The following is a 25804-nucleotide window of genomic DNA, read 5'->3' as shown; positions in this document are numbered from 1 at the left end:
TTTCAGGGCAAACGCGATCTGTTCTTCGGTATAACGGGTCTTTTTCATATCAGATGACCTCTTTTTTCAGGAGAAGAAAGGCCGAAAACTCTACTTTACGCCGGTACTGAACAAAGGGAAGAGATCAGTCAGGGGTCTCAGGCGTACGGCCCGGTGAGGGGGTTAGGGTTTCATATCATCATCTACTCACGATTTTCCGTGTGCCAGTGCTTGATGTCATTGGTGGTTTGGCGTTAATTCTGTATAAGTATTCACCGGGGATCTTTTCGAATACAACGTTGATTCGGCTGATAATCATCCATAAGGACAGGGATATGAAAATAACGCATTCAGGCTACAAAGCCGGCATCGCCATACTATTGGCGGCGATGACCGCGCTGACGTTAACGGGGTGTGCCAAGCACACTGCCCCCAGCCAAAACGATCCGGTGAATAAAGAGGTCGATGATCTTTTCGCCAACCTTGGCGACCAAAAGACGCCTGCGCCGGGAAAAGAGATAGTACATTACCTGGCTCAGGTGCAAGCTGAGATCCAACGCCATTTTAAAGACGCCGAAGCCTACTCAGGCAAGCGTTGTACCTTGCGCATTACGTCGGCGCCGGACGGCCTGCCAATCAATGTTCGAACAGAAGGTGGCGATCCGGATCTTTGCCGTGCCGCCACGCAGGCAATTGCCGATTCTCGCTTTCCTAAGCCACCAACGGAAGAGGTCCATAAGGCGTTCCAAATTATCACGTTGGAATTTCGCCCGCAGTGAAAATAAAGGGCGGCAACCGGGGGGCTAAACAATTAAACAGAAGTCACAGGCCGCAGATCCATGCAGCCTGCGCGCGTTTGGTTTTGCCAAAAAACCATCCCTGCCTTATCGCCACAAGGGGCTAAAACATGCCTGTTCGCCTTGCCACTGAAACCGATGCCGCAATCCTGATCGCCCTCGACAGCGTTGCCCGGAACGAGCCACAGCGCGCGGCGCAGATCCGCGCCTGGTGCGGACAGGGCAGCTGTTATCTTGCCGAGGAACAGGGCGTGCTGATGGGCTATGGCGTGCTGCACTACCACTTCTTCGGCTGCGGCTTTATCGAGATGCTGATGGTCGGCGAGCGCTATCGCCGCCGGGGCGTCGGGCAGGCGCTGATTGCGGCGTTGAAATCCCTCTGCCGGCACCCGAAGCTGTTCACCTCCGCCAATTGCTCCAACCTGCCGATGCAGCGGCTGCTGCTGAATGCCGGGTTTGTCGCCAGCGGCCAGATTGACAATCTCGATGACGGCGACCCGGAGCAGGTCTTTTTCATTCCGGTGCGCTGATACGCATCACAAACAAAAAAGGGGCCCAATCGGGCCCCTGAGTGATTCGCTGCGGGAGGGTTACTCCGCCGCGTCGGGGTGGTTTTTGCCTTCCTCGATGAATTCTTCGTCGATCTCTTCAATGTTCTCCTCGCTGTCGCGGCCGGACAGGATGTTCCAGCAGGCGATGAACAGCGCGGCGATCAAAGGGCCGATGACGAAGCCGTTGATGCCGTAGATCTCCATGCCGCCCAGGGTGGAAATCAGGATCAGGTAGTCCGGCATTTTGGTGTCTTTGCCCACCAGCAGCGGGCGCAGGATGTTGTCCACCAGGCCGATCACCACCACGAAGAACACCACCAGGAAAATGGCTTTCCACAGCATGCCGGTGGCGAAGAAGTAGATCACCGCCGGCACCCAGATGATGGCGGAGCCCACGGCCGGGATGATCGACAGGAACGCCATCAGCGCGCCCCACAGCAGGCTGCCGTCGATGCCGGTAAAGTAAAACGCCAGCCCGCCGAGCGCGCCTTGCACCACGGCGACCACCACCGTGCCCTTGACGGTGGCGCGGGAGACGGCGGCAAACTTCACGAACAGGTGGTGCTTCACGTGCTGGGAGAGCGGCAGCGCTTCGAGCGCCAGGTTCACCAGATAGGGGCCGTCTTTCAGCAGGAAGAACAGCAGGTAGAGCATCACGCCGAAGCCGACGACGAAGTTGAAGGTGCCCTTGCCGATCAGGAAGACGCTGCCCGCCAGGTATTGCCCGCCCTTGAGCGCCACTTCGGAAAGCTGCTTTTGGATCTCGGCGGCGCTGTTGAGGTTATGCTCCGCCAGGAAGCGCTGCGCCCAGCCGGGCAGGTGGCGCATAAAGTCCGCCAGCATGGTCGGCAACTGGCTGTTGTTGGTCTGCAGCTTGGTGTAGATCACGTTGAATTCCATCGCCAGCGACGAGGCGATGATCGCCAACGGCGTGAACACGATCAGGCAGATCAACGCCACCGTCAGCAGCGACACCACGCCGTTGCGCTCGCCGACGTACTGCTTCAGCTTCTTTTTCACCGGATGAAAAATCACCGCCAGAATAATCGCCCACAGCACCGAGGAGTAGTAAGGCCCCAGCACGTCGAGAAAAGCGGCGGTGACGATAAACAGGATCAGAATAAAGAATCCTTTGGAAATGCCTTTAGACATCATAGTCGTCCCTCAAAAGATGAATTTTCAGCATAGATGAACTGAATGAAAACAACACTATCATCACCTTTATTTAACCGGTAGGGGATTTTTAACGGCGTACTCCACAATGTTGTTAAGGGAATGAGGAGGCGCCGCAGGGGGGAGCAGGCGGCGGCACAAGAAAAGAAAGAGGGCTAAATAATTAACAAAATTTATCGATTATGTTTCATTTTGTGAGCCGTGCTCGCCGCCGGCTGCGAAAAGCCAGTGCCAACAGCGCCCCTGACACCGCCGCCGTCAGCACCAGCCAGGCCGGGGCCGCCCAACCGGCCGCGGCCACGATGGCGCTCAGCGCGACCGGGCCGATCACCTGGCCGAGATAGTTCCCCTGCATCACCAGCCCCAGGCTCAGCGGCAGCAGCGTTGGTTCCGGCGTCGCCGCCGGCGTGGCGGCCAGAATAGTGGCGGGCAGTATGCCGGCGATGGCGCAGAACAGGAAGCACAGCGGGATCAGCAGGCCGTTGGGCGTCATCGGCAGGAAAATGCCGACGCCGAAGAGGCCGATGACCAGGCTGGTGGCCGCGAGCAGGCTACCGGCGCGCAGGCCGCGCGACAGCAAGAACCCGGCGGCGAGGTTGCCGATGATGTTCGCCGCCACCGCCGCCGCGCTGATGCCGCCGGCGGCCGCCAGCGACAGGCCGAGGCGCTGCATCAGGAAGATCGGCAGAAAGGTCATCACCGAGAAAAATTGCAGGTTGTAGGTGGTGAACATCAGAGCCAGCCACAGCGGCCGGCGCGCCCGCAGCAGGGTGCCGAGCGCTTGCCGCAGCTGCAGCGGCGGAACGTGCGCCTCGGCGGCCCGGCGGGAGGTGGTCAGCGGCAGCAGCAGGGCGGCCAGCAGCGTCAGCGCCGCGCCGGCCTGCCAGTTCCGTTGCCAGTCGGCCAGATGCGGGCCGAAAAACAGTGAAATGGCGATGCCTGCCGGCATAAAGGTGCTCCAGATGCCGAACACCAGGCTGCGCTGCGCCGGGGCGACAATGCGGTTCAGCACCGCCGGGGCGGCAACCACCACGATCACGAAGCCGATCCCCTCGACAAAACGGCTGACGATCAATCCGTTGAAGTCGTGCAGCGTGGCGCCGGTGAAGCTGGCGGCGCTGACGATCAGCAGCCCGAGCGCCAACAGGCGCCGGTCGCCCCAGCGGCGCACCAGCAGCCCGGCGGCGATGCCGCCGAACACCCCGACAAAGGGAAAGGCCGAAATAACCCAGCTCAGCGCTTCGAGTGAACGGCCGAACTCGGCCTGCAGCGCCGGCAGCGCGATGGTGGCTTTGCCCACGTGCAGCGCTGCGGCAATGCCGGCGAACAGCACGTTGAGTACGGCTAGCCAGGGCGTGGCGGCGGGAAGAACGCGGTCGATGGCGTCCGGTTTAATCGCGGTCATCACTCTCTCCGGTGGCGGTAACGCCATCACTATGAGCCTTCGCTGCGACAGAGGTCGTTCAAATGCTGCGCTATCATGCGGTGAAACTCGCCATTTCGTGCTTTATTGCGGGCTTGGGGTGATGGCGCCGTCCCTTATCGCGCCTTGAAACCGTGCGCCGGTTGGGTAAAACTGGCTGCCTATTCAAGGAGAAGAGTATGTACAGCGATAACGAGAAAAAGTTTTATATCATCCTCAACCGCAATCACGAACCGGCCACGCTGTTTAACGCTTCCTGCCATCTGACGGCGGGCATCACCGATCTGATCGAGCAGCGCGAATTTCACCACTATCCGAGCAGCCTCGACGGCGTCAGCGCCAACATGAGCCACTATCCGATCGTGATCCTGCAGGCCAAGAACAGCAGCCAGCTCGGCAACCTGATTCTGAAGTGCAAGGAAGAGGGCGTGCTGTCCAACTTCTTCACCACCACCATGCTGTCGCACTCCGCCGAACAGCAGATCGCCGACACCGCCAACACCCCTTACGAGCAGCTGGATTTCGTGGCGGTGGCGCTGTACGGCGACGCCGAACAGCTTAAGCCGTTGACCAAAAAGATCTCCGTTTACCGCTAATCGCTCAGGCGGCGGCACCGTCATATGTCTGGATCGTCAACGCGTCAATCTGCACGGCGGGGACGCAGCGCAGGTTGATGGCGCACATCGCGGCGCCGTCTGGCGCGGTGCCGTAGGCGAAGGGCTGGGCACCGCAGACTCGACAGAACTGATGGCGGATCTTGTGCTGATTGAAGGTGTAGGTGCTGAGCCGGTCTTGGCCGCTGTTGAGCGTAAACGCGCTGATGGGAAAGAAGGACAGCAACAGCCCTTTGCGGCGGCAGATAGAGCAGTTGCAGCTGAGGGCTTCGGTGGGCAGTTCGGCGTCTACGGTGAAGGTGACGGCGCCGCAGTGGCAGCTTCCCTGAAATGACATGGCGATGATCCTGTGACAGGGGGGAGTGTTTGCCCAGTATAGTGCAATTTATCGTCATCCGGCCGCGCAGGGTCTGGTTTCCTTAGTAAATGCACGGTTTTCTGGTAGGTTAGAGGTTAACGTCATCAAAAGGAGAGCGCGATGTTAGAACATTACTATCCGGCCAATATGGGCGCCAAACCGGTCACGGACGAACAGCACAAGCGGCTGGTGGCGGTGCAGGCGGCGCTGGAGTTGATCAAGGCCACGCTGTCGGATACCAACGACGGCAACGGCGTAGACTTCCAGCTGAAGGCGGCCGAAAAGCACATCGGCCCGATGGCCGACGCCATTCAGGAAGCTCTGAAGTAACGGTACGCCGTCACCTCAACCGCCCGCACCGGGCGGTTTTTTTTGCGCTGATTGCTGCGATTTTTTTAGTGGCGCATTGCCTTTTTCCCGGCTGGTGCCGTGAGCGACGCGATCCTACTCTAGCGATCCGAGTCCTTATCAGGGTCATGCTCATGTTCCGCTTCAGCCTCTTTTCTTTCTTATTACAGCGCCGCCGGTGCGTCACCCGCTTGGCCGGCGTCGCGCTGTTTCTCAGCGGCGTCATGCAGGCGCAGGCCGCGCAGCGCATCGAATTCTCGCCGGATGCCGCCGGCGCTTATCCTGAGGGCATCGCCTGGAACCCGCGCGCCGGTGCGTTCCTGGTCTCCTCCCTGCGCGGTGGGCAGCTTGGTCTGGTCTACCCGGATGGCCGCTATCGGCGGTTTTCCACCGGTAAGGGGCTTATCACCACCTCCGGCATGCTGGTGGACGCCGAGCGCAACCGGGTGCTGGTGTGCAACGAAGATGTGGGCGTCTCCCTCAGCTCTGCCCCCGGCACGCGCAATCGTGTGGCGCAGGTGCTGGAGTTCAATCTCGATACCGGCATGCTGCAGCAGACGTACGATCTCTCATCGTTAAGCCGTGGCCCGACGTTAGCCAACGATCTGGCACTCGACGCGCAGGGCAATATCTACGTGACCGACAGCTTCCAGCCGCAGATTTACAAGATCGAGCGGGCAACGCGCCAGGTGTCGATTCTGGTGCGCTCAGCGCGTTTGATGCCGGCCGCAGCACCCGCCGCTGCGCAGGGCACGCAGCCTTATCTCAACGGCATCGTGTATCACCCGGATGGCTATCTGATTGCGGCGGACTACACCCGCGGGCTGTTGTGGAAGGTGACGCTGGATAACGCGCCTGCGATAAGTGAAATCAGGCTGCCGCAGCGGCTGAAAGGGCCGGACGGGCTGCGGCTCAAAAACGCCCATGAATTGGTGATCGTACAGTCTTTTCCGGGTGCAAAGGGGAGCATGTCCGGCGACGTGACGCTGCTCTCCTCGAACGACGGCTGGGCCAGCGCGCATATCGCGGCGGTCGCCACGCCGCCGGAATTGGATGGGCCGACCGGCGCCGCACTGCGCGATGGCGAGGTGTGGGTGGTCAACTCCCGTTACCCCCGTTTGTTTGCCGACGTTGCTCAGGCGGAGAGAACCAGGACGTTCAGCATCGTCAGGGTGGCGTTAGCGCAGAGGCCCGCCGATCGGCGACGGTTGCCAACCCGGCCGGAATAGGATTAAATGCCGCACTGACTGTATAAATAAACAGGTGCGCTGCGATGAGTCTGATGTTGAAGGGTGAAAAGATCGACCGTAACCGCTTTACCGGTGAGAAGATTGAAAACGGCCGCTTTATGCTGTGCGATTTTTCGGGCACCGATCTGACCGGCACCGAGTTTATCGGCTGCCAGTTTTACGATAGCGACAGCCGACAGGGTGGCAATTTCAGCCGCGCGATACTCAAAGACGCCAGCTTCAGAAGCTGCGATCTGTCGATGGCCGACTTCCGCCACGCCAGCGCTTTGGGGCTGGAGATCCGCGAATGCCGCGCGCAGGGCGCCGATTTTCGCGGCACCAGCTTTATGAACATGATCACCAGCCGCACCTGGTTTTGCAGCGCCTATATCACCAAAAGCAACCTGAGCTACGCCAACTTCGCCAAGGTAGTGCTGGAGAAATGCGAGCTGTGGGAAAACCGCTGGCACGGGGCGCAGGTGCTCGGCGCCAGCTTCAGCGGTTCCGATCTGTCCGGCGGTGAGTTCTCCGGCTTCGATTGGCGCGCCGCCGACGTCACCCAGTGCGATTTGAGCAACGCGGAACTGGGCGAGTTGGATTTGCGTACCACCGATCTGCAGGGGGTCAAAATGGACAGCCACCAGGCTGCGCAGCTGCTGGAAAGGCTGGGGATCGCGATCATCGGCTGAGATGTCAGCAGGTATAGAAAAACCCGGCATAGCCGGGTTTTTTCATTGGTGCACTCAGCGCTGCGAGTCCAGCCGTTCGTTGTTTTTCACCACGTCCTGCGCCTTGAGGTAGCTTTCGATCAGCAGCTGATAGGCCGGAAAGATTTTGGTGTAAACCTCGGCCCACTGCTGGGCGTCGGCGCGGTTCCAGCTGCCCTGCAGCTCGGAGGCCACGCCGGCGGTGTCGATCGGCACCACGCCGGCCTGTACCACGCGCGCCAGGGTGATTTCCTGCGCCATTTTCGAGTAGGTGCCGGAGGCGTCGATCACCGCGAACACTTTATAGCCTTCGGCCACCGCGCTGATGGACGGGAAGGCCATGCAGACGCTGGTGATGGTGCCGGCGATGATCAAGGTTTTGCGGCCGGTGGCCTTGACCGCCGCCACGAAGTCCGGGTTGTCCCAGGCGTTGATTTCCCCTTTACGGGCGACGTACTGCGCGTGCGGCGCATTCTGGTGGATTTCCGGGATCAGCGGGCCGTTCGGGCCTTGCGGCACCGAGGCGGTGGTGATCACCGGCAGTTTGCTGAGGGTGGCGATGCTGGCCAGCGCGGCGGCGCGGGCGCGCAGTTCGGTCATCGGCATATCGGCGACGGTCTGGAACAGGCCGCTCTGGTGGTCGATCAGCAGCATGACCGCGTCATTGGCATCAATAACAGGACGCTGGCCGTTGAAGTTGGCGGGAGTGCTCATGGTGTTTTCCTTTTCTCGTCGTGAGGTCAGTGGGTATCTTCTTTGATTGATAAGGCTGAAACTCAGCACTTGCCTACAGTGTAGGGAGGGGAGAAAAATCCGGTAGACCGTGTAGGCGGGATGCATCGTTCCACAGATGGAACGACGGCGCGCCAGGCGAGGGAGGCGGCGGTGGGCTAAACTTAAGGTGCAGGAGAAACCTGCGGCAAGGAGCGCCATCCTGTTTACGGAGTTGACGAGGAGGGCCGCCATCATGGCTTACCGGCATATCGTTGTCGCCACGGATCTCAGCGAAGACGCCGAGTTCCTGCTGGGCAAGGGCGCCAGGCTGGCCGCCGCGCTCAAGGCCAAACTTTCCCTGATCTATATCGACATCCACCGCGCCGGTTATTACGTCGATCTGGGCGTGGGCGATTACAACTACACCGATCGCACCTTTTCGGAGCGGGTGAAGAACATGCTCAATGCGATCAAAGGGCAGTCGTCGTATCCGGTCGAAGAGGTGATCGTCAGCCGCGGCGCGTTGACGGAAGAACTGAACCGGGTGGCGAAGGAGAAAGGGTTCGACCTGGTGATCTTCGGCCATCATCACGATGTCTGGAGCCGGCTGGTCTCTGCGGCGCGCCAGGCGATCAACGAGCTGAACGTCGATCTGCTGGTTGTCCCCATTGAGAAAAAATAGTCGCAGCCGTCTGCGGGCGGCTGCCGTTTTCATTCACATTGCTTATCTCTTGGCAGCCATAATCGCCTGTCTGCAATAATTCCGCATGCTGACAATCCGCCCGGCAAATAGTGACTCACCGTAATTTTATTTTATCCATCAATATGTTGGCAAAAATCCGATAAAGGTTAACCCAGCGCATTGACATCACTGACATACCTCATTTTGGTTAATAAACCGCACGTTTTGACTGGCTCTCAGGGAAGGGGCGGCTTATCCTCGGGCTAATGAGATTTGTATGACTTATATAAATACGTTCACATGGAGGAGGTCTCATGCGTTTTGACAATAAAGTCGTGGTTATCACCGGTGCGGGCAATGGCATGGGGGAAGCGGCAGCGCGGCGTTTCTCCGCCGAGGGTGCCATCGTGGTGCTGGCCGACTGGGCCAAAGAGGCGGTAGATAAGGTTGCCGCTTCGCTGCCGAAGGGCCGGGCGATGGCGGTACATATCGACGTGTCCGATCATGTCGCGGTTGAAAAAATGATGAACGAGGTGGCGGAAAAACTGGGCCGCATCGATGTCTTGCTGAACAACGCCGGCGTGCACGTGGCGGGCAGCGTGCTGGAAACCAGCATCGACGACTGGCGTCGCATCGCCGGGGTCGATATCGACGGCGTGGTGTTCTGCTCCAAATTCGCGTTGCCGCACCTGCTGAAAACCAAAGGCTGCATCGTCAATACCGCGTCGGTGTCCGGCCTGGGCGGCGACTGGGGTGCGGCCTATTACTGCGCGGCGAAAGGCGCGGTGGTCAACCTGACGCGCGCCATGGCGCTGGATCACGGCGGTGACGGCGTGCGCATCAACTCGGTCTGTCCGAGCCTGGTGAAAACCAACATGACCAACGGCTGGCCGCAGGAGATCCGCGACAAGTTCAATGAGCGTATCGCGCTGGGCCGTGCGGCGGAGCCGGAAGAAGTGGCGGCGGTGATGGCGTTTCTGGCCAGCGACGACGCCAGCTTTATCAATGGCGCCAACATTCCGGTCGATGGCGGGGCGACCGCCTCGGACGGCCAACCGAAGATTGTCTAAGCGTTAATACGCAGGCCCGGTCAGGATGACCGGGCCTGTTGCTTTATACGCCGATGCGGTCGCGCAGCGTGTAGTAGGCCGCGCCGATGGCGGTGAACGGGATTTGCAGATTGCGCCCGCCGAAGAACGGCAGGTGCGGCAGCCTGGCGAAAGCGTCGAAGCGTTCGGCGTCGCCGCGCATCAGCTCGGCGATCAGCTTGCCCGCCAGATGGGTGCAGGTCACGCCGTGGCCGCTGTAGCCCTGCATGTAGTACACGTTATTCTCCAACCGGCCGAACTGTGGCATGCGCGACAGCGTCAGCAGGAAGTTGCCGGTCCAGCGATAGTCGATACGCACCCCTTTCAGCTGCGGGAAGGTCTTCAGCAATTTTGGCCGGATCAGGTTGTCGATGTCGTCCGGATCGCGCGCGCCGTACACCACGCCGCCGCCGTACAACAGGCGATGATCGGCGGTGATGCGGTAGTAATCCAGCAGGTAGTTACAGTCTTCCACGCAGTAGTTCTGCGGGATCAGCGCCTGCGCGATCTCCGGCGCCAGCGGCTCGGTGGTCACCACCTGAGTGCCGCACGGCATGCTGCGCTTGGCCAGCCGCGGCTCCAGCTTGTCGCCCAGATAGGCGTTGCCGGCGACGATGACGAAACGCGCCTTCACCTGGCCGTTGGCGGTGCTGATGAGCGCCGGTTCACCGTGGCGGATGTGCGTCACCGCCGATTGCTCGAAGATGCGCCCGCCCTGCAGGCGAATCGCCTCGGCCTCGCCCAGCGCCAGGTTGAGCGGATGGATGTGGCCGCCGCTGTGATCGAGCAGCGCGCCGACGTAGCGATCGCTGGCAACTTCCTGGCGTACCCGATCCGCATCGAGCAGCTCGAGCCGGGTATTGCCGTAGCGTTCCCAGTTGCGTTTCTGCTCGATCAGCGCATGGAACTGCTTGTTGTTCAGCGCGGCGAAGATGCCGCCGGGGCGGTAGTCGCAGTCGATGGCGTAGCGGCTGATGCGGCTGCGGATGATCTCCGCGCCTTCAAACATCATGCTGCCGAGCAGGCGGGCGCTTTCCGCGCCGTAGCGCTCTTCAATCACATCGATGTCGCGGCTGTAAGAGTTGACCAACTGGCCGCCGTTGCGGCCGCTGGCGCCGAAACCGATGCGCGCCGCTTCCAGCACCACCACGTTATAGCCGGCTTCCACCAGAAACAGCGCGGAGGAGAGGCCGGTATAGCCGCCGCCGATCACGCAGACGTCGCACTCGATCGATTCATTCAGTTGCGGATAGGGCTGATGGGCGTTGGCCGTGGCCGCATAGTAGCTTTTTACGTGTTCAGTCATGAGATAAGCCCTTATTCCAGCGAGATCCAGGTGGTTTTCAATTCGGTGAATTTGTCCAGCGCGTGCAGCGATTTGTCGCGGCCGTTGCCGCTCTGCTTGTAGCCGCCGAACGGCACGGTCATGTCGCCGTCGTTGTAGTTGTTGACGAACACCGTGCCGGCTTTCAGCTGGCGCGCCAGGCGGTGCGCACGGGCCAGATCGCGGGTCCAGACCGCGGCGCCGAGGCCGTAGTCGCTGTCGTTGGCCAGCTGCAGCGCCTGTTGCTCGTCGTCGAAGGTGGTCACCGCCAGCACCGGGCCGAAGATTTCATCGCGCGCCACGCTCATGGCGTTGTTCACCTGGGTGAGGATGGTCGGCCCCAGGTAGCCGGCGTGGTCGCCCTGCGGATGGTCGCGCCCGTCGAGGAACAGCGCGGCGCCCTGGCTCAGCCCCCGATCGATATAGCCGGCCACTTTTTCGCAGTGGCCGCTGTCGATCAGCGTGCCCATCACCGTGGCGGGATCGAGCGGATCGCCGGGAACGAAGGCCGCCGCGTGTTTGCGCAGCGCCTGCAGGAACGCTTGCTCAATGCTCGCCTCGACCAGCAGGCGAGTGCCGGCGATGCACACCTGCCCCTGATTATAGAAGATGCCGGCGGCGGCGCTGTGGGCGGCCTGATCCAGATCCGGGCAATCGGCGAAGACGATATTGGCGCTCTTGCCGCCGGCCTCCAGCCAGACGCGCTTCATGTTCGATTCGCCGGCGTAAATCATCAGCTGTTTCGCCACCAGCGTGGAGCCGGTGAAGGTGAGGGCGTCGACGTCGCGGTGCAGCGCCAGCGCCTTGCCGGCGTCGTGGCCATAGCCGGGCACCACGTTCAGCACGCCGTCCGGCAGCCCGGCCTGCTGCGCCAGTTTACCGAGCAGGATGGCGCTCAGCGGCGATTTCTCGGAGGGTTTGAGCACCACGCTGTTGCCGGCGGTCAGCGCCGGGCCGAGTTTCCAGCAGGCCAGCAGCAGCGGGAAGTTCCACGGCACGATGGCGCCGACCACGCCGATCGGCTCGCGCTCGATCAGCGCCAGCGCATCGCGGCCGGTGGGGGCGATTTCGCCGTAGACCTTATCGATCGCTTCGGCGTACCAGCGGATGCAGCGAATGGCGCCCGGCACGTCGTCGCGCAGGCTGTGGCGAATCGGTTTGCCGGTGTCCAGCGTTTCCAGCAGCGCCAGCTCTTCATGATGCTGCTCCATCAGATCGGCGAAGCGCAGCAGCGTGGCCTTGCGCTGCGCCGGCGCGGCCTGTGCCCAGTCGCCACGTTCAAAGGCGGCGCGCGCCGCGCTGACCGCCCGATCGATGTCGGCGGCTTCGCCGCGCGCGACCTGCGCCAGCTCACGGCGCCCGGCGGGATCTTCCACGGCGAAACGTTTCCCCGCGGCGGCCGGCTGGTAGCGGCCGTCGATAAACAGCTGGTGCTCAATCTTCAGGGCCTGCGCCCGTTGTTGCCAATACTGCAAATGGTGAAAGTTCATGCCTGGCTCCGTTGATCAGAATGTCGTCGGCGTATGGGCGCTGATAATCCGGCAAATGCGCGCCGACGTGTTGCTGAAACTGTGGGGGATGCCGGTATTGATGGCGTAGCTCTGCCCGGCCAGCAGGTGATAGCTCTGGCCGTTGACCTGCAGCACCACTTCACCCTCCAGCAGCGTGCCGATCTCTTCCCCCTGATGCTTGATGCGCTCGCCGGTGGTGGTACCCGGCTCGTAGGTCTCGATCATCATCGCCAGCGTGCGGTTCGGATCGCCGTTGTGGATCAGCTTCATCGAAACGCCCTGGCTGCCGATTTCGATCAGATCGTCACTGCCGATCACGATCTGCGGCTCCGTCGGTTTTTCCGGCTCGGCGAAAAACGCCGACAGCGACAGACCGTATACCGTCAGCAGCTTTTGCAGCGTGCTGATGGCCGGGCTGACCTTGTCCTGCTCGATAGTGCTGATGGCGCTGTGGGTTAACCCAGACAGTTCGGCGACCCGGCGCTGCGACAACCCTAATTGTTGACGGATCTGCGACAGACGTTTTCCCGGTGCCAAGCTGACGTCGCTCATGGGCGTTTTTCCTTTTGATAGTTCCTACAGGCGGTGATGAAACCATCAAACAACAGGCGTGACAGGGCGTACTCGTCGCTGTTCCACTCCGGGTGCCACTGCACGCCGAGCGCGAAAGGCTGATCGCGCACGCTGATCGCCTCCACCAGCCCGTCGGCGGCGTGCGCCTCGATGCGAACGCTCGCGCCCAGGGTTTTGGCGCCCTGGCCGTGCAGCGAGTTCACCCAGAATCTGTTGCAATCCGGTATCAGTTGCGAAAGCAGCCCCCCTTCCTGAACGATGACTTCGTGGGCGGGGGCGTATTGCTGTTCCAGCGGCAGGTCGTGATCTTCACGATGCTCCAGCAGCTCGGGCAGTTCGTACAGGCGGCGATGCAGGGAGCCTTGGGTGGCGACCACCATCTCCTGCATGCCGCGGCAAATGGCGAAAAGGGGAATGCGCCTGTCGAACGCCTGGCGGATCAGCGCCAGGCTCAACGCGTCTCGGCCAGGATCGGCGTCAGGCTCATCGCCGTTTTCACCATAAAGGTGCGGCTGCACATTACTGGGGCTGCCCGGCAGCAAAATGCCGTCGAGGCGCGGCAGCAGTTCCGCCAGCATTTCCGGCTCCGCCAGCGCGTGCGGCAGGGCGATCGGCAAGCCGCCGGCGGTGATAACGGCATTCAGGTACTTTTCTTGCAAGGTCTGTGTGAGGTGCCCGTTTAACCTATACCTGCACATGACGACGCCGATGACTGGTCTGTTAAATATATTGTCCATGCTATCCCCTTGGTACGTTCGAAATTATGAACGATAAGCTTCTCTACCGCCGATTTCGTTCAATATTCTATAAATCTAGCAGTCGATTGGCCAAGATTCAAACCAAAAGTAACACTTGCAAAACAAATTTGTTTCATCTACGTTTCATTTGTGGGCATTATATTGAACAAGACGGTCAATAAACATCGACGACAGCAAAACACAAACGGCGGGTGAACCATGCAGACCAACATCGTAGAAGTGGAAAACTTTGTTCAGCACAGTGAAGAGAGACGAAGTAGCGCGTTCCAGCGCGAAGTGAAGAAGTACCTGGAACGTTATCCGTTAACCCAACATGTCGACGTACTGTTGACCGATCTGAACGGCAGCTTCCGCGGCAAACGCATCCCGGTCGGCGGCCTGAACAAACTGGAGAAGGGCTGTTACTTCCCGGCATCGGTATTTGCGATGGATATTCTCGGCAACGTCGTCGAAGAGGCCGGGCTGGGGCAGGAGCTGGGCGAGCCGGATCACGTGTGTGTGCCGGTGCCGGGCACGCTGACGCCGTCGGCGGCGGATCCGCAATATATTGCGCAGGTGCTGCTCACCATGCTGGATGAAGATGGCACTCCCTTTGACGTTGAACCGCGCAATGTGCTGAACCGAGTGTGGCAGCGTTTGCGCCAGCGCGGGCTTTCCCCCGTGGTAGCGGTAGAGTTGGAGTTCTATCTCATCGATCGTCAACGCGACGCGGAGGGCTATCTGCAGCCGCCGTGCGCGCCGGGCACGCAAGAGCGCAACACCCAAAGCCAGGTGTATTCCGTCGATAACCTGAACCATTTCGCCGACGTGCTGAGCGAGATCGACGAACTGGCGCGTTTGCAGGGCATCCCGGCGGACGGCGCGGTGGCGGAGGCGTCGCCGGGGCAGTTCGAGGTCAACCTGCACCATACCGACGACGTGCTGCAGGCCTGCGATCACGCGCTGGCGCTGAAGCGGCTGGTGCGCATGGTGGCCGAGAACCACAACATGCAGGCGACCTTTATGGCCAAGCCGTATGAGGAGCACGCCGGCAGCGGCATGCACGTGCACATCAGCATGCTGAACGCGCAGGGCAACAACGTGTTCGCCGACGACGACGGCGAAGACTCGGCGCTGCTGAAACAGGCGCTGGCGGGCATGATCGCCCTGATGCCGTCTTCGATGGCGCTGCTGGCGCCGAACGTCAACGCCTACCGCCGCTTCCAGCCCGGCATGTACGTACCGACCCAGGCCTCCTGGGGGCATAACAACCGCACCGTGGCGCTGCGCATTCCCTGCGGCGATCGCGACAACCACCGCGTGGAGTACCGCGTGGCGGGCGCCGACGCCAACCCTTATCTGGTGATGGCGACCATTCTGGCCGGCATCGTCTACGGCCTGGAAAGCGCGCTGCCGCTGCCTGAGCCGGTGACCGGCAACGGGCTGGAGCAGGACGGGCTGCCGTTCCCGATCCGCCAGAGTGACGCGCTGTACGAGTTCGAACATCAGCCGGTGCTCAATGCACTGCTGGGCGAACGCTTCAGCCATGTCTACCTGGCCTGCAAAACCGATGAGCTGGTGCAGTTCGAGCGCCTGATCACCGAAACCGAAATCGAGTGGATGCTGAAAAACGCCTGATCCCGCTCACCCTGCGACGACCGCGCGCGTCCGGCGCATTTCATCGGCTCTCCTGTGGCCGGTGAGGCTGCGCGCTGCGGTACAGAATTTCTTCTATCACGGCGTACAGGACGCCGACGAGGAAATAACCATGACTCAGTCATCCCCCTGCGCAGACGTTTGCCTGTGCCGCAGTGCCTACGGGCCGGTCGCCGGCCGCCCGACAGTGATCCCAACCCATTTTTCCCGCCGCCTGAGCAGCAGTTTCCCCGCGGCCTCTCTGAATGACGTTGCACGGTTGACAGCAGAGGACCAAGAGGGGAAATGCCATGACGATTAAAACCATCGACGGCGGCCCGGCGGGTAAACCGCAGCTGCGCAAATCCCTCAAACTGTGGCAGGTGGTGATGATGGGCCTGGCCTATCTGACGCCGATGACGGTGTTCGATACCTTCGGCATCGTCTCCGGCCTCACCGACGGCCACGTGCCGACCTCCTATCTGCTGGCGCTGGCCGGCGTGCTGTTTACCGCCATCAGCTACGGCAAACTGGTGCGCCAGTTTCCCACCGCCGGCTCCGCCTATACCTATGCGCAGAAGGCGATCAACCCGCACGTCGGTTTTCTGGTGGGGTGGTCATCGCTGCTCGATTATCTGTTCCTGCCGATGATCAACACGCTGTTGGCGAAGATTTACCTGACCGCGCTGTTCCCGGAAGTGCCGCCCTGGGTGTGGGTGGTGGGCTTCGTGATCCTGATTACCGCCATCAACCTGAAAAGCGTCAATCTGGTGGCCAACTTCAATACCCTGTTCGTACTGGCGCAGGTGGCGATCATTCTGGTGTTCATCTACCTGGTGGTGCGCGGCCTGCACAACGGCGAGGGGATGGGCACGGTGTGGAGCCTGCGGCCGTTCCTCAGCGAGAATGCGCACCTGCTGCCGATCATTACCGGCGCGACTATCCTGTGCTTCTCGTTCCTCGGCTTCGATGCGGTCACCACGCTGTGTGAAGAGACGCCCGACGCCGCCAAGGTGATCCCGCGCGCCATCTTCCTGACCGCGCTGTACGGCGGGGTGATCTTTATCAGCGTGTCGTTCTTCATTCAGCTGTTTTTCCCGTCTATTCAACGCTTCCACCAGCCCGACGCCGCGCTGCCGGAGATCGCGCTGTACGTCGGCGGCAAGCTGTTCCAGTCGATCTTCTTGTGCGTGACCTTCATCAACACGCTGGCCTCCGGCCTGGCGTCGCACGCCAGCGTGTCGCGCCTGCTGTACGTGATGGGGCGCGATAACGTGTTCCCGGAGAAGTTCTTCGGCTATATCCACCCCAAATGGCGCACGCCGGCGCTCAACGTGCTGATGGTCGGGCTGGTGGCGCTGTCGGCGCTGTCGTTCGATCTGGTCACTGCCACGGCGCTGATCAACTTTGGCGCGCTGGTGGCCTTTACCTTCGTCAACCTGTCGGTCATCAGCCACTTCTTCATCCGCGAAGGGCGCAACAAAAGCTGGAAGGATCGCTTCAATTTCCTGTTCCTGCCGCTGGTGGGGGCGCTGACGGTGGGGGTGCTGTGGCTGAACCTGGAGAAGAGCTCGCTGACCATGGGGCTTATCTGGGCGACGCTGGGCTTCGGCTATTTGGCCTGGCTGACCCGGCGTTTTCGCCAGCCGCCGCCGCAGCTCGAGCGGCAGCCGCAGCAATAAAATCACAGGCGGGAGTTTCCCGCCTTTCTTTTTGGCTCGTGCGGCAGTAAAGTGAAAAAACCTGATAAAAAATAACCCATTGGTCCCGCCTTATGCCCGTTTTGCCCTCGCGTACTCGCGCCACGCTGTTCGGTTTGTTGGCCATTGTGCTGTGGAGCAGCGTCGTCGGCCTTATTCGCAGCGTCAGCGAAGGGCTGGGGCCGATCGGCGGCGCGGCGATGATCTACAGCGTCAGCGCGGCGTTTCTGCTGGTGGCGCTCGGTGTGCCGAAATGGCGCAGTTTTCCGCGACCTTATCTCATCGTCGGCAGCCTGCTGTTCGTCAGCTACGAGATCTGCCTGTCGCTGTCGCTCGGCTACGCCAATACCCGCCTGCAGGCGATAGAAGTGGGCATGATCAACTACCTGTGGCCCTGTTTTACCGTGCTGATGGCGCTGGCGCTCAACGGGCAACAGGCCAAATGGTGGCTGCTACCGGGGCTGCTGCTGTCGCTGTTCGGCATCGGCTGGATCATGAGCGGCGAGGGCGGCTGGTCGCCGGCGCAGATGCTGGCCAACGTGCGCAGCAATCCGCTCAGCTACGGGCTGGCGTTCAGCGGTGCGGTGATTTGGGCGCTGTACTGCAACCTGACCAGGAAGATCGCCCAGGGCAGCAACGGCGTGGTGCTGTTTATCGTGCTGACCGCGCTGGCGCTGTGGCTGAAGTACGCCTTTAGCGCGGAAAACGGCATGCAGTTCAGCCTCGGCGTGACCGTGACGCTGCTGTGCGCCGGCGTAGCGATGGGGGCGGGGTATGCCGCCTGGAACGTCGGCATTCTGCACGGCAACATGACGCTGCTGGCCACCGTCTCTTATTTTACCCCGGTGCTGTCGGCGGTGTTTGCCGCGCTGGTGTTGCACACCGCGCTGACCGTCAATTTTTGGCAGGGCGTGGCGATGGTCACGCTTGGTTCGCTGATCTGTTGGCGGGCAACCCGTGGAAATTAACGGAAATTATCCGCCGTCGGCGCAATGTTGAACTAGAATTTAACTAGCCATGTTGCCTGAAGGAACGACGACGATGAGAAGCGATATTCAATTTATTCAACAACCCGAAATCGACGCGCATCATTATGAACGCGGCGACACCGTGCGCCTGACCACGGCGAATCTGCGGCATGAATATCAGCTCGACGTTTATATTTTGCGCCGCGACGACAAGCTGATTTACGGTTCGGTGGTTGCGGCGGCGCCCAAGACCGACATTCCGGTCGCCAGCTGGGAGGTGAAAAACGGCGAGGAGGTGGCGTTCCGCCAGGAAAACATCGCCAAGGCGGTGCCGGCGGTGAACTGATTTCGCTTTGCGTATTTTCTGTTGATTTTGATGAAGGCCGGCGTTTATGCGTCGGCTTTTTCTTTTCCACGCCGCGATAACGGGCTGGTGACGCCCTGATGACAGTTGGCTCAAAAACTGCGCTAAAAATCGACGTGCATGACAAAAATCACAGCGAATATGAATTTGCATGAAACATAATTTGACAAATGTGAACGCAATCGATTACCTATTCGCGAAATGCATAACTGGATCACAGATTCTTACAGTCAGTGGTTTCTATAATGCGCGCGTCATCCGAGTTTCTGTGTGAAGACAACGCCAGGTGTCGGCAGACTCATTGTCATCTTTTCTAAACGGGCAGGAAATGGCCCTTTAAGCATGTGGTAATAAAATGAAAAAAATAGCTCTCGCAGCAGGTGTACTGCTCGCAGCGTCTTACAGTGCATCATCAATGGCTGATAGCAAAGACAGTCAATATGTCTCCGACTGGTGGCATCAGAGCGTCAACGTGGTGGGCAGCTACCACACCCGCTTCGGGCCGCAGCTGAACAACGACGTGTATCTCGAATACGAAGCCTTCGCCAAGAAAGACTGGTTCGATTTCTACGGTTACGTTGACGTGCCGAAGTTCTTCGGCGTGGGCAATACCCCGGATCGCGGCATTTGGGACAAAGGCTCCCCAATGTTTATGGAGATAGAACCGCGTTTCTCCATCGACAAGCTGACCGGCACCGATCTGAGCTTCGGCCCGTTCAAAGAGTGGTATTTTGCCAACAACTATATCTATGATCTGGGCCACAACGCCGACGGCCGTCAGAACACCTGGTATATGGGTCTGGGTACCGACATCGACACCGGCCTGCCGATGAGCCTGTCGATGAACATCTATGCCAAATACCAGTGGGAAAACTACCAGGCTGCCAACGAGAACAGCTGGGACGGCTACCGCTTCAAGGTGAAGTACTTCGTGCCGCTGACCCAGGTGTGGGGCGGTAACCTGAGCTACATCGGCTTCACCAACTTCGACTTCGGCTCCGATCTGGGCAAAGACAGCAACTGGGTTGACGGCACCGGCAAGCAAGTGCGCACCGGCAACTCGATCGCCTCCAGCCATATTTTGGCGCTGAACTACGATCACTGGCACTATTCTTTCGTGGCGCGTTATTTCCATAACGGCGGCCAGTGGCAGGATGGCGCGGATATCGGCACCCCGCAGGGCCCGATCAAGTCTACCGGTTGGGGTTATTACCTCGTGGTCGGCTATAACTTCTGATTTTCCGTGTTATCAGAAACAGAAAACCCCGCCTGGCGGGGTTTTTTTTCGTCATCACTGGGCCTGTTCGACCGGGAGATGCTTCACCGGGATAAACAGCCTGCCTTTGATCACGTGACATTCATTATTTATCCAACTAATGATTTGTTCACGGCTGACGCCTTCCGACTGCGCGTAACGATGAAGATCGCCGTTAAAGTGCCGAGTGATGTATTCCATGAGGGTCATTTGCACGTCTTTTGCTCCTGAACGCCCACCCGTTGCCAGCCTGGCCACCGCGGGAGGTTGAGGTTTCTCAGACAGCGAATGTAAATTATCGGCAACTAAATCTCAACATAAAGCACCCTGTTGGGGCGACGGCGGCAGGAAAAAGGATCCCGCACGGAGAGGCGGGAAGTGTTCGCTATTATCATTATGGATGATAAGAATAAGATTTGAGGTGCGACGAAAAAGAGCACGCTAACTCTTTTTTGTTACCGCCCCACGCTAGCGGAAGGCTTATTTTTCTTCAAGAAGAATCTGAGGTAAGTTTCGGTATTCTCGAGGCGTTTTGCGCTGAAACAACGTTCGTTGCCAAGCGCGGAAAAAGCGAGCGTTGCGCCAGGCGTGGGCGGTTGACCATCACAACAACGCATTTTTATTTGCCTGAAACGGGGGGACGTGGTGAACTCGGCTCCTGTTTTTTCAACATAGATCATAGGGATAAGGAGCCGTCATGTTCAGAGCGTTATTGATCGCCTGTTGTTTGACCAGTTTTCCGGCGTTGGCGGACGGTGCCGCCGCCCTCGGCGAGCTGGTGAACCAACGGCTGTCGTTGATGAAAGACGTTGCCGGTTACAAGGCGCAGCAGCATTTGCCGATCGAAGATCTGGCGCAGGAGGCGAAGGTGCTGGCCGGCGCGGAGGCGGAGGCGGGGCGTTTGGGGCTGGAACCGGCGTCGGTGCGGCCTTTTATTGCCGCGCAGATGGACGCCGCCAAGGCGATTCAATATCGCTATCGCGCCGACTGGCTGGCGAACCCGGAAACCGGTTGGCAGCCGCGTCCGTTGGCGCAGCTGCGCCCGCAGATCGCACAGTTGAGCAGCCAGATATTGCAACGGCTGGCGGAGCGGCTGCGCGCCGGCCCGCTTGGCGAGGCGGATCGGGCGGCGTTTATGGCATCCGTGGATCAGGTTAATCTTAGCGCCGCCGATAAACGGCGGCTGGCGGATGCGCTGCTGGCGGTTAAAACCGGCAGCGCAGGCTGAGCGTCAGCCGCGGCCGACGGTGCTGCGGCGGAAGGTCAGCATCCGGCTGCGGTTGGCGATGAGATCCACGTTGTAACCGCGGAAATAGAGGCAAAAGCGTTTCAACCACGGCCCGTCCTGGCACTCCACCAGCATGCGGCCCTGGCCCAGCGGGCTGAGCGTGCCGGTCTGCGCCGCCGGGCCGACGCCGATATGCACCCGATCGCCGCGAATTTCAAAGGCGGTGCGATAGTGCGGGTGATACCACAGCCCCTGCACATGCTTCAGGCAGTCGCCGTTGGCCGTGACCGGCAGAAAACGGCGCGCCACATGCCCGACTTCGCCCTCGACCGCTTCGCCGGTCCACTTCAATTTGATTGGCATATGGGCGGACAGCGACACCGCGTAGCCGTCCTCGCCCTGATACAGCGGTTCGCCGCAGCCCAGATAAGCCAGGTTGCCGTCTTTGACCTCCAGCCAGTGCGGCTCGGCCAGCGCGGCGTAGAGGCCGTCGGGGATCGCCGCGCTGCGCTGCGGCAGCGGCTCGCCCAGCAGCGCCGCCATGACCTGCAAAGCCATACCGAAGCTGTCGCAGTCTTCGCGGTTGGCCACCAACGCGACGCCGACCTGGCGATCGGGCGCCAGCAGGAAATAGGTTTTGTAACCGGCGTGGGCGCCGCCGTGGCCCAGCAAGCGGCGGCGCCCCAGCGGCGTTTGCGCCAGCCCCAGGCCATAGGCGCTGAGCTGGCCCTGATTGAGGCGGCGCGGTGCGCCGAGTTGCGCCAGCACGCCCTGGCCGGGGCCTTCGTCGGCCAGCAGCGTTTGCAGCCAGCGGGTGAGGGCGTTGAGGCTGCCGGCCAGGCTGCCGGAGGCGGAAAGGTGCAGGCCGGCGCTGGCATGTTGCCAGCCCTGCGGCGCACGCCAGTAACCCGGCACCAGCCCCGGCACCACATCGAACCAGCTTTCCGGCGCTTGCATCTGCACCTGCAGCGGCCGGGCGATGTGTTGTTGCACCAGTTGGTCGAAATCATACCCTTTGCTGCGCAGCGCGGCCTCCAGCAGCCGATAGCCGGTATTGCTGTAGGCGATCTCGCTGCCGGCTTCATAGTTCAACCGTTCCAGCCCCGCGACAAACTGCATCACCGGCTGCGCCTCGCTGACGGCGTGCAGCGAAATGCCGAGCAAGCCGAGCGTTTCGCGCACGTCGGGCAGGCCGCCGGTCATGTCCAGCGCCTGGCCGACGGTGACGTCCGCCAGCGCGGGCTGCAGGGCGGGCAGCAGTTCGCCCAGGCGCTGATCGAGCTGAATGGCGCGGCCGGTGGCGTTCAGCGCCAGCGCGGCGAAGATATGTTTGGTCACGGAGGCGTAGCGCACCACGCTGTCGGCGGTGAAGGGGGTATTCTGCGCCAGATCGGCCAGGCCGGCGCAGGCGGTGGCGCGGAGTTGTTCGGCGTCAAACAGGGTGATGGCGCCACCGGGTTCGCCACGCCGTTGCCAGCCGGCCAGCAGTTGTTCGGCGAGGGCGCCGGCAGCGCGCCAGTTTAACGGTGTTACAGACATAGGGCCTCCAGAGTGATGGTTCGAAACGGGCCAGCTCGGCCACACGCCGCCCGGCGCTGACGATGAGCGCGGGCTTTTCGGCTGATTGTGGCGCAGTGCGTTTTTCGTCGGCCGCTGTTTTGTGCGCTGTTTAGACCAGTCAGCGGGGAATCACGCGAAACTTTGATATAGCGCGCAGATTGCGGCTGACGTTGCGGCTAAAGGCAGGGGGGAGAAACAGGCGCCGGGCGGCGCCTGCAGAGGGATCAGTTGAGTTTGGCGGCGCCGTCCAGCAGGCCTTCAATCATCTGCTTGAGCAGGCGCTGCAGCGAGGCGGCGCGCTGCGGTTCGAACGCGTAAGGATACTGTTCGGACATGTAGTTCACCTGCGCCAGTTCGAGCTGGATCGCATGCTGTTGCTGCTGCGGCTGCCCGTAGGCGCGGGTGATGTAACCGCCCTTGAAGCGGCCGTTCAGCACGTGGGTGTACTGCTGTTGCTGCTCGCAGCAGGCGACCAGCCGATCGCTCAGCGCCTGGGCGCAGCTTTCGCCGCCGTTGGTGCCGAGGTTGAGATCCGGCAGCTGGCCGTCAAACAGCCGTGGGATCACCGAGGCGATGGAGTGCGCGTCGAACAGCAGCGCATAGCCGTGCCGTGCTTTGATGCGTGCCAGTTCGTCCTGCAGCTGCTGATGATAAGGCTGCCAAATCTGCTGCAAATAACCGGCGCGTTCTGCGTCCGTCGGCGCTTTGCCCGGCAGGAAGCTTGGGCGGCCGTCGAACAGCACGTCGGGATACAGGCCGGTGGTGGCGGTGGTGTACAGCGGCTTGTCGTCCGCCGGGCGGTTCAGATCGATGACGAAGCGCGAATAGTTGCCGACCAGCACGCTGGCACCCATCGCCCGGGCAAAGTCGTACAGCTGCGGAATGTGCCAGTCGGTATCGGGCAGCGGGCGGGCGTCGTCGGTCAGCCCGGCCTCGACCGCCGGCGTCAGTTGCGTGCCGGCGTGTGGGATGCTGATCAGCAGCGGCAGGCTGCCGCTCTGGAAGCTAAAAGGATCGCGAATGGTCATTGACGTACTTCTCCTCGGAAAATCACCGTACAGGGCAGCTGGCCGCCCAACCAATAAGCCAGTTCCGCCGGCCGCGACAGCGGCCAGTGAACGAAGTCCGCCACCTTGCCGGTTTCCAGCGTGCCGTGGCTGTGTTGCAGCCCCAGCGCTTTGGCGGCGTGGGTGGTAACGCCCGCCAGCGCTTCTTCCGGCGTCAGGCGGAACAGCGTGCAGGCCATGTTGATCATCAGGCGCAGCGACAGCGCCGGCGAGGTGCCGGGGTTGGCGTCGCTGGCGATCGCCATCGCCACGCGGTGCTTGCGGAACAGCTCTACCGGCGGGCACTGGGTTTCGCGCAGCAGATAATAGGCGCCGGGCAGCAGCACCGCGACGGTGCCGGCATCGCCCATGGCGCGGGCATCTTGTTCGGTGGCGTATTCGAGATGGTCGGCGGAGAGCGCGTGATGGCGCGCCGCCAGCGTGCTGCCGCCGAGGGCGGAGAGCTGCTCGGCGTGCAGCTTGACCGGCAGACCGGCGGCCTCGGCGGCGGCGAAGACCCGTTCCACCTGCGCCGGTGAGAACGCCAGATGTTCGCAGAAGGCGTCAACCGCATCCGCCAGCCCGGCGGCGGCCGCCTGCGGAATGATGGTATCGCAGACCAGATTGATGTAGTCGTCGGCGCGGTGGGCGTATTCCGGCGGCAGCGCATGGGCCGCCAGACAGGTGGTTTTCACCTCGACCGGCAGCAGCTCGCCCAACTTGCGCGCCACCCGCAGCATCTTCAGTTCGCTCTCCGGGCTGAGGCCGTAACCGGATTTGATCTCCACGCAGGTGACGCCTTCCGCCAGCAGCGGCCTCAGGCGGAACAGCGCCTGCTCCAGCAGCAGCGCCTCGTCGGCCTCGCGGGTGGCTTTCACGGTGGAAATGATGCCGCCGCCCTGCGCGGCGATGTCGGCGTAGCTCACGCCGTTCAGCCGCTGTTCGAACTCGCCGCTGCGGTTGCCGCCGAACACCAGGTGCGTGTGGCAGTCAACAAAGCCGGGGGTGATGATGCCGCCGTCGAATTTCACCGTTTCGTCCGCGATCAGGCCGGGCGGCAGCGCCGCATGTTCGCCAATCCAGACGATCTTGCCGTCGCGCACGGCGATCGCGCCGTCGGTCAGGGTGTGGTATTGGCCGTCGCGCATGGTGACGATATCGGCGCCGTGCCACAGGCTGTCACAGTGAATTTCAGACGTCATTGCTTTCCTCCGCCGGAGCCGCAGCTCCCACATGGTTGTATATACAATTAAAAACAACCTAACGCATTCACCGGGATGTCACAAGAGGCGGGAGAGATTTTGTTATCAGGATGTGATCGACAACGGAGATGCGGGCGCAGGGGCGCCCGCCGGGGATCAGACTTCGCTGGTGAAGCGGCCGAACAGCTGATAACGGCTGCCGGGGTACAGCAGCCGGGCCGAGGTCACCACGGTTTTGCCGGACCAGGTGCGGCGGTGGATCAGCAGACCGGGTTCGTGGTCTTCCAGCTGCAGCAGCTCGCGCTCGCGCCGGGTGGGGATCACCGCTTCGACGATGTGCTCGCCGGCGGTCAGCGGCGCGGCCTGCGTCAGATAGGTGTAAGGCGTGACGCGATCGAAATCCTGCTTCAGGTAATCCGGCGCCACCAGCGGGTTGACGCAGCGGTCTTCCACCTGCACCGGTACGTCGTTCTCGTAATGCACGATCTGCGAGTAGAACAGCCGCTGGCCGGGCTGAATGCCCAGCGCCGTCGCCTCTTCCTCGCTGGCCGCCCGGGCCTTCAGCTCGAGGATCTTGCTGCTGTGGCGATGGCCGCGCGCGGCGATCTCATCGGCGATGTTGTGCACTTCCAGCAGCGCGGTATGCGCTTTGGCTTCGGCGACGAAGGTGCCGACGCCCTGCATGCGAATCAAAAAACCTTCGCTGGTCAGCTCGCGCAGCGCGCGGTTGATGGTCATGCGGCTGACGCCCAGTTCCGCCACCAGTTCACTTTCGGAGGGCACGCGCTGGTGCGGTTGCCAATGCCCCGCACGGATTTGATTCACGATCGCCTGTTTGACCCGTTGGTAGATCGGGGCGGGGGCATCGCTCATTGCAGCCGCCAGTTGTAACACGGTCTGTTGTTCAGCCACGACGTTAACCTCGTCAAATAAAAAAATCATAACACCAGTTTACTGTTGATGTCGGCGTATGTATATGTATATACAACTAGTGGCCGTCGCGCCAGAAACTTGCCGGCGACCGCCAAAAATTCCTGA

The 25804-nt window shown here is 61.2% G+C and carries 27 protein-coding genes; 14 read left to right on the top strand and 13 right to left on the bottom strand.

Annotation, left to right across the window (positions count from 1 at the left end):
- Positions 1-200 precede the first annotated feature (200 nt).
- Both tolA and M6G53_RS14260 read left to right on the top strand, forming a co-directional pair.
- Positions 201-758 carry a cell envelope integrity protein TolA gene (gene tolA, locus M6G53_RS14265; RefSeq protein ID WP_253332346.1) on the top strand — a complete coding sequence of 186 codons (558 nt, stop codon included), beginning with the start codon at positions 201-203 and terminating at the stop codon, positions 756-758.
- A 128-nt stretch (positions 759-886) separates the two neighbouring features.
- Complete coding sequence (locus M6G53_RS14260; protein ID WP_253332344.1) at positions 887-1306, top strand: GNAT family N-acetyltransferase; 420 nt, start codon at positions 887-889, stop codon at positions 1304-1306.
- A gap of 60 nt (positions 1307-1366) precedes the next feature.
- Here the strand turns inward: M6G53_RS14260 and M6G53_RS14255 are convergent, their stop codons facing one another.
- Positions 1367-2482, bottom strand: a complete 1116-nt coding sequence (locus M6G53_RS14255; RefSeq protein ID WP_049202735.1) for an AI-2E family transporter — start codon at positions 2480-2482, stop codon at positions 1367-1369.
- 205 nt (positions 2483-2687) lie between these two features.
- A complete protein-coding gene (locus tag M6G53_RS14250; protein ID WP_253332342.1) occupies positions 2688-3905 on the bottom strand; it encodes an MFS transporter in 1218 nt (405 codons plus the stop codon).
- A 197-nt stretch (positions 3906-4102) separates the two neighbouring features.
- Here M6G53_RS14250 and M6G53_RS14245 point away from each other — a divergent pair, with 197 nt between their 5' ends.
- Positions 4103-4519 (top strand): DUF2000 family protein, encoded by a 417-nt coding sequence (locus M6G53_RS14245; RefSeq protein ID WP_253332340.1) that lies wholly within the window; start codon positions 4103-4105, stop codon positions 4517-4519.
- Positions 4520-4523: 4 nt separating this feature from the next.
- Here M6G53_RS14245 and M6G53_RS14240 read toward each other — a convergent pair whose 3' ends face one another.
- Positions 4524-4874, bottom strand: coding sequence for a GFA family protein (locus M6G53_RS14240; RefSeq protein WP_253332338.1), 351 nt, complete (start codon positions 4872-4874; stop codon positions 4524-4526).
- A 141-nt stretch (positions 4875-5015) separates the two neighbouring features.
- Between M6G53_RS14240 and M6G53_RS14235 the strand changes: the two genes are divergently transcribed.
- The 3 genes from M6G53_RS14235 to M6G53_RS14225 all read left to right on the top strand — a co-directional run bounded on the left by M6G53_RS14235 (position 5016) and on the right by M6G53_RS14225 (position 7161).
- Positions 5016-5225: a hypothetical protein gene (locus tag M6G53_RS14235; protein ID WP_025160266.1), complete on the top strand. Its 210-nt coding sequence runs from the start codon at positions 5016-5018 to the stop codon at positions 5223-5225.
- Between the two features lie 152 nt (positions 5226-5377).
- Positions 5378-6472: an SMP-30/gluconolactonase/LRE family protein gene (locus M6G53_RS14230; RefSeq protein ID WP_253332336.1), complete on the top strand. Its 1095-nt coding sequence runs from the start codon at positions 5378-5380 to the stop codon at positions 6470-6472.
- Positions 6473-6516: 44 nt separating this feature from the next.
- The gene (locus M6G53_RS14225; protein WP_253332334.1) at positions 6517-7161 is read left to right on the top strand and encodes a Qnr family pentapeptide repeat protein; all 645 of its coding nucleotides are present in this window, start codon (positions 6517-6519) and stop codon (positions 7159-7161) included.
- A gap of 54 nt (positions 7162-7215) precedes the next feature.
- On the opposite strand, the gene M6G53_RS14220 is transcribed toward M6G53_RS14225, so the two are convergent.
- Entirely contained in the window at positions 7216-7893 is a 678-nt protein-coding gene (locus tag M6G53_RS14220; RefSeq protein ID WP_038877740.1) for an isochorismatase family protein, read from the bottom strand.
- A gap of 253 nt (positions 7894-8146) precedes the next feature.
- Here M6G53_RS14220 and M6G53_RS14215 point away from each other — a divergent pair, with 253 nt between their 5' ends.
- On the top strand, positions 8147-8575 hold the full coding sequence (locus tag M6G53_RS14215) for a universal stress protein (RefSeq protein ID WP_060440104.1): 429 nt from the start codon (positions 8147-8149) through the stop codon (positions 8573-8575).
- 314 nt (positions 8576-8889) lie between these two features.
- Positions 8890-9645 (top strand): meso-2,3-butanediol dehydrogenase, encoded by a 756-nt coding sequence (gene budC / locus M6G53_RS14210; RefSeq protein ID WP_016928044.1) that lies wholly within the window; start codon positions 8890-8892, stop codon positions 9643-9645.
- A 43-nt stretch (positions 9646-9688) separates the two neighbouring features.
- Here the strand turns inward: budC and M6G53_RS14205 are convergent, their stop codons facing one another.
- The 4 genes from M6G53_RS14205 to puuD are packed head-to-tail and all read right to left on the bottom strand — an operon-like array spanning position 9689 to position 13808.
- The gene (locus M6G53_RS14205) at positions 9689-10969 is read right to left on the bottom strand and encodes an NAD(P)/FAD-dependent oxidoreductase (protein ID WP_253332332.1); all 1281 of its coding nucleotides are present in this window, start codon (positions 10967-10969) and stop codon (positions 9689-9691) included.
- Between the two features lie 11 nt (positions 10970-10980).
- Positions 10981-12477: an aldehyde dehydrogenase PuuC gene (gene puuC / locus M6G53_RS14200; RefSeq protein WP_253332330.1), complete on the bottom strand. Its 1497-nt coding sequence runs from the start codon at positions 12475-12477 to the stop codon at positions 10981-10983.
- A gap of 15 nt (positions 12478-12492) precedes the next feature.
- A complete protein-coding gene (gene puuR, locus M6G53_RS14195; protein WP_049288046.1) occupies positions 12493-13050 on the bottom strand; it encodes an HTH-type transcriptional regulator PuuR in 558 nt (185 codons plus the stop codon).
- The gene (puuD, locus tag M6G53_RS14190) at positions 13047-13808 is read right to left on the bottom strand and encodes a gamma-glutamyl-gamma-aminobutyrate hydrolase (protein ID WP_228203785.1); all 762 of its coding nucleotides are present in this window, start codon (positions 13806-13808) and stop codon (positions 13047-13049) included. The genes puuR and puuD overlap by 4 nt, the downstream gene beginning before the upstream one ends.
- A 219-nt stretch (positions 13809-14027) precedes the next feature.
- On the opposite strand from puuD, the gene M6G53_RS14185 reads away from it, so the two are divergent.
- The 5 genes from M6G53_RS14185 to M6G53_RS14165 all read left to right on the top strand — a co-directional run bounded on the left by M6G53_RS14185 (position 14028) and on the right by M6G53_RS14165 (position 19712).
- The gene (locus M6G53_RS14185) at positions 14028-15446 is read left to right on the top strand and encodes a glutamine synthetase family protein (protein ID WP_173888679.1); all 1419 of its coding nucleotides are present in this window, start codon (positions 14028-14030) and stop codon (positions 15444-15446) included.
- A 308-nt stretch (positions 15447-15754) separates the two neighbouring features.
- A complete protein-coding gene (locus tag M6G53_RS14180) occupies positions 15755-17125 on the top strand; it encodes an APC family permease (protein ID WP_123894723.1) in 1371 nt (456 codons plus the stop codon).
- A gap of 92 nt (positions 17126-17217) precedes the next feature.
- A complete protein-coding gene (yddG, locus tag M6G53_RS14175) occupies positions 17218-18111 on the top strand; it encodes an aromatic amino acid DMT transporter YddG (RefSeq protein WP_253332328.1) in 894 nt (297 codons plus the stop codon).
- A 73-nt stretch (positions 18112-18184) separates the two neighbouring features.
- Positions 18185-18457 carry a hypothetical protein gene (locus M6G53_RS14170; protein ID WP_049272745.1) on the top strand — a complete coding sequence of 91 codons (273 nt, stop codon included), beginning with the start codon at positions 18185-18187 and terminating at the stop codon, positions 18455-18457.
- A gap of 373 nt (positions 18458-18830) precedes the next feature.
- Positions 18831-19712, top strand: a complete 882-nt coding sequence (locus M6G53_RS14165) for a nucleoside-specific channel-forming protein Tsx (RefSeq protein WP_253332326.1) — start codon at positions 18831-18833, stop codon at positions 19710-19712.
- A 54-nt stretch (positions 19713-19766) separates the two neighbouring features.
- Here M6G53_RS14165 and M6G53_RS14160 read toward each other — a convergent pair whose 3' ends face one another.
- Positions 19767-19946 carry a hypothetical protein gene (locus tag M6G53_RS14160; protein WP_253332357.1) on the bottom strand — a complete coding sequence of 60 codons (180 nt, stop codon included), beginning with the start codon at positions 19944-19946 and terminating at the stop codon, positions 19767-19769.
- A gap of 481 nt (positions 19947-20427) precedes the next feature.
- Here M6G53_RS14160 and M6G53_RS14155 point away from each other — a divergent pair, with 481 nt between their 5' ends.
- Positions 20428-20958, top strand: coding sequence for a chorismate mutase (locus tag M6G53_RS14155; RefSeq protein WP_253332324.1), 531 nt, complete (start codon positions 20428-20430; stop codon positions 20956-20958).
- A gap of 3 nt (positions 20959-20961) precedes the next feature.
- Here M6G53_RS14155 and M6G53_RS14150 read toward each other — a convergent pair whose 3' ends face one another.
- The 4 genes from M6G53_RS14150 to hutC form a co-directional block, all read right to left on the bottom strand.
- A complete protein-coding gene (locus M6G53_RS14150) occupies positions 20962-22497 on the bottom strand; it encodes a serine hydrolase domain-containing protein (protein WP_253332322.1) in 1536 nt (511 codons plus the stop codon).
- Between the two features lie 245 nt (positions 22498-22742).
- Entirely contained in the window at positions 22743-23546 is an 804-nt protein-coding gene (hutG, locus tag M6G53_RS14145) for an N-formylglutamate deformylase (protein WP_253332320.1), read from the bottom strand.
- The gene (gene hutI / locus M6G53_RS14140) at positions 23543-24766 is read right to left on the bottom strand and encodes an imidazolonepropionase (RefSeq protein ID WP_253332318.1); all 1224 of its coding nucleotides are present in this window, start codon (positions 24764-24766) and stop codon (positions 23543-23545) included. The genes hutG and hutI overlap by 4 nt, the downstream gene beginning before the upstream one ends.
- A 156-nt stretch (positions 24767-24922) precedes the next feature.
- Positions 24923-25678 carry a histidine utilization transcriptional repressor HutC gene (hutC, locus tag M6G53_RS14135; protein ID WP_033646346.1) on the bottom strand — a complete coding sequence of 252 codons (756 nt, stop codon included), beginning with the start codon at positions 25676-25678 and terminating at the stop codon, positions 24923-24925.
- Positions 25679-25804 lie beyond the last annotated feature (126 nt).

This window comes from Serratia nevei (assembly GCF_024160145.1).
GTDB classification, from domain to species: Bacteria; Pseudomonadota; Gammaproteobacteria; order Enterobacterales; family Enterobacteriaceae; genus Serratia; species Serratia nevei_A.
Note: the sequence above shows the minus strand (reverse complement) of the source record. Positions and strands in the feature narration are given on the sequence as shown.

Coding starts and splice junctions, on each gene's coding strand:
- M6G53_RS14250 (WP_253332342.1), bottom strand. CDS start 3,905: ATGACCGCGATTAAACCGGACGCCATCGACCGCGTTCTTCCCGCCGCC.
- M6G53_RS14260 (WP_253332344.1), top strand. CDS start 887: ATGCCTGTTCGCCTTGCCACTGAAACCGATGCCGCAATCCTGATCGCC.
- puuD (WP_228203785.1), bottom strand. CDS start 13,808: ATGGACAATATATTTAACAGACCAGTCATCGGCGTCGTCATGTGCAGG.
- puuR (WP_049288046.1), bottom strand. CDS start 13,050: ATGAGCGACGTCAGCTTGGCACCGGGAAAACGTCTGTCGCAGATCCGT.
- puuC (WP_253332330.1), bottom strand. CDS start 12,477: ATGAACTTTCACCATTTGCAGTATTGGCAACAACGGGCGCAGGCCCTG.
- M6G53_RS14240 (WP_253332338.1), bottom strand. CDS start 4,874: ATGTCATTTCAGGGAAGCTGCCACTGCGGCGCCGTCACCTTCACCGTA.
- M6G53_RS14215 (WP_060440104.1), top strand. CDS start 8,147: ATGGCTTACCGGCATATCGTTGTCGCCACGGATCTCAGCGAAGACGCC.
- yddG (WP_253332328.1), top strand. CDS start 17,218: ATGCCCGTTTTGCCCTCGCGTACTCGCGCCACGCTGTTCGGTTTGTTG.
- M6G53_RS14170 (WP_049272745.1), top strand. CDS start 18,185: ATGAGAAGCGATATTCAATTTATTCAACAACCCGAAATCGACGCGCAT.
- M6G53_RS14205 (WP_253332332.1), bottom strand. CDS start 10,969: ATGACTGAACACGTAAAAAGCTACTATGCGGCCACGGCCAACGCCCAT.
- M6G53_RS14255 (WP_049202735.1), bottom strand. CDS start 2,482: ATGATGTCTAAAGGCATTTCCAAAGGATTCTTTATTCTGATCCTGTTT.
- M6G53_RS14230 (WP_253332336.1), top strand. CDS start 5,378: ATGTTCCGCTTCAGCCTCTTTTCTTTCTTATTACAGCGCCGCCGGTGC.
- M6G53_RS14155 (WP_253332324.1), top strand. CDS start 20,428: ATGTTCAGAGCGTTATTGATCGCCTGTTGTTTGACCAGTTTTCCGGCG.
- hutG (WP_253332320.1), bottom strand. CDS start 23,546: ATGACCATTCGCGATCCTTTTAGCTTCCAGAGCGGCAGCCTGCCGCTG.
- M6G53_RS14150 (WP_253332322.1), bottom strand. CDS start 22,497: ATGTCTGTAACACCGTTAAACTGGCGCGCTGCCGGCGCCCTCGCCGAA.
- hutI (WP_253332318.1), bottom strand. CDS start 24,766: ATGACGTCTGAAATTCACTGTGACAGCCTGTGGCACGGCGCCGATATC.
- M6G53_RS14225 (WP_253332334.1), top strand. CDS start 6,517: ATGAGTCTGATGTTGAAGGGTGAAAAGATCGACCGTAACCGCTTTACC.
- M6G53_RS14235 (WP_025160266.1), top strand. CDS start 5,016: ATGTTAGAACATTACTATCCGGCCAATATGGGCGCCAAACCGGTCACG.
- M6G53_RS14220 (WP_038877740.1), bottom strand. CDS start 7,893: ATGAGCACTCCCGCCAACTTCAACGGCCAGCGTCCTGTTATTGATGCC.
- M6G53_RS14245 (WP_253332340.1), top strand. CDS start 4,103: ATGTACAGCGATAACGAGAAAAAGTTTTATATCATCCTCAACCGCAAT.
- M6G53_RS14185 (WP_173888679.1), top strand. CDS start 14,028: ATGCAGACCAACATCGTAGAAGTGGAAAACTTTGTTCAGCACAGTGAA.
- budC (WP_016928044.1), top strand. CDS start 8,890: ATGCGTTTTGACAATAAAGTCGTGGTTATCACCGGTGCGGGCAATGGC.
- M6G53_RS14180 (WP_123894723.1), top strand. CDS start 15,755: ATGACGATTAAAACCATCGACGGCGGCCCGGCGGGTAAACCGCAGCTG.
- M6G53_RS14165 (WP_253332326.1), top strand. CDS start 18,831: ATGAAAAAAATAGCTCTCGCAGCAGGTGTACTGCTCGCAGCGTCTTAC.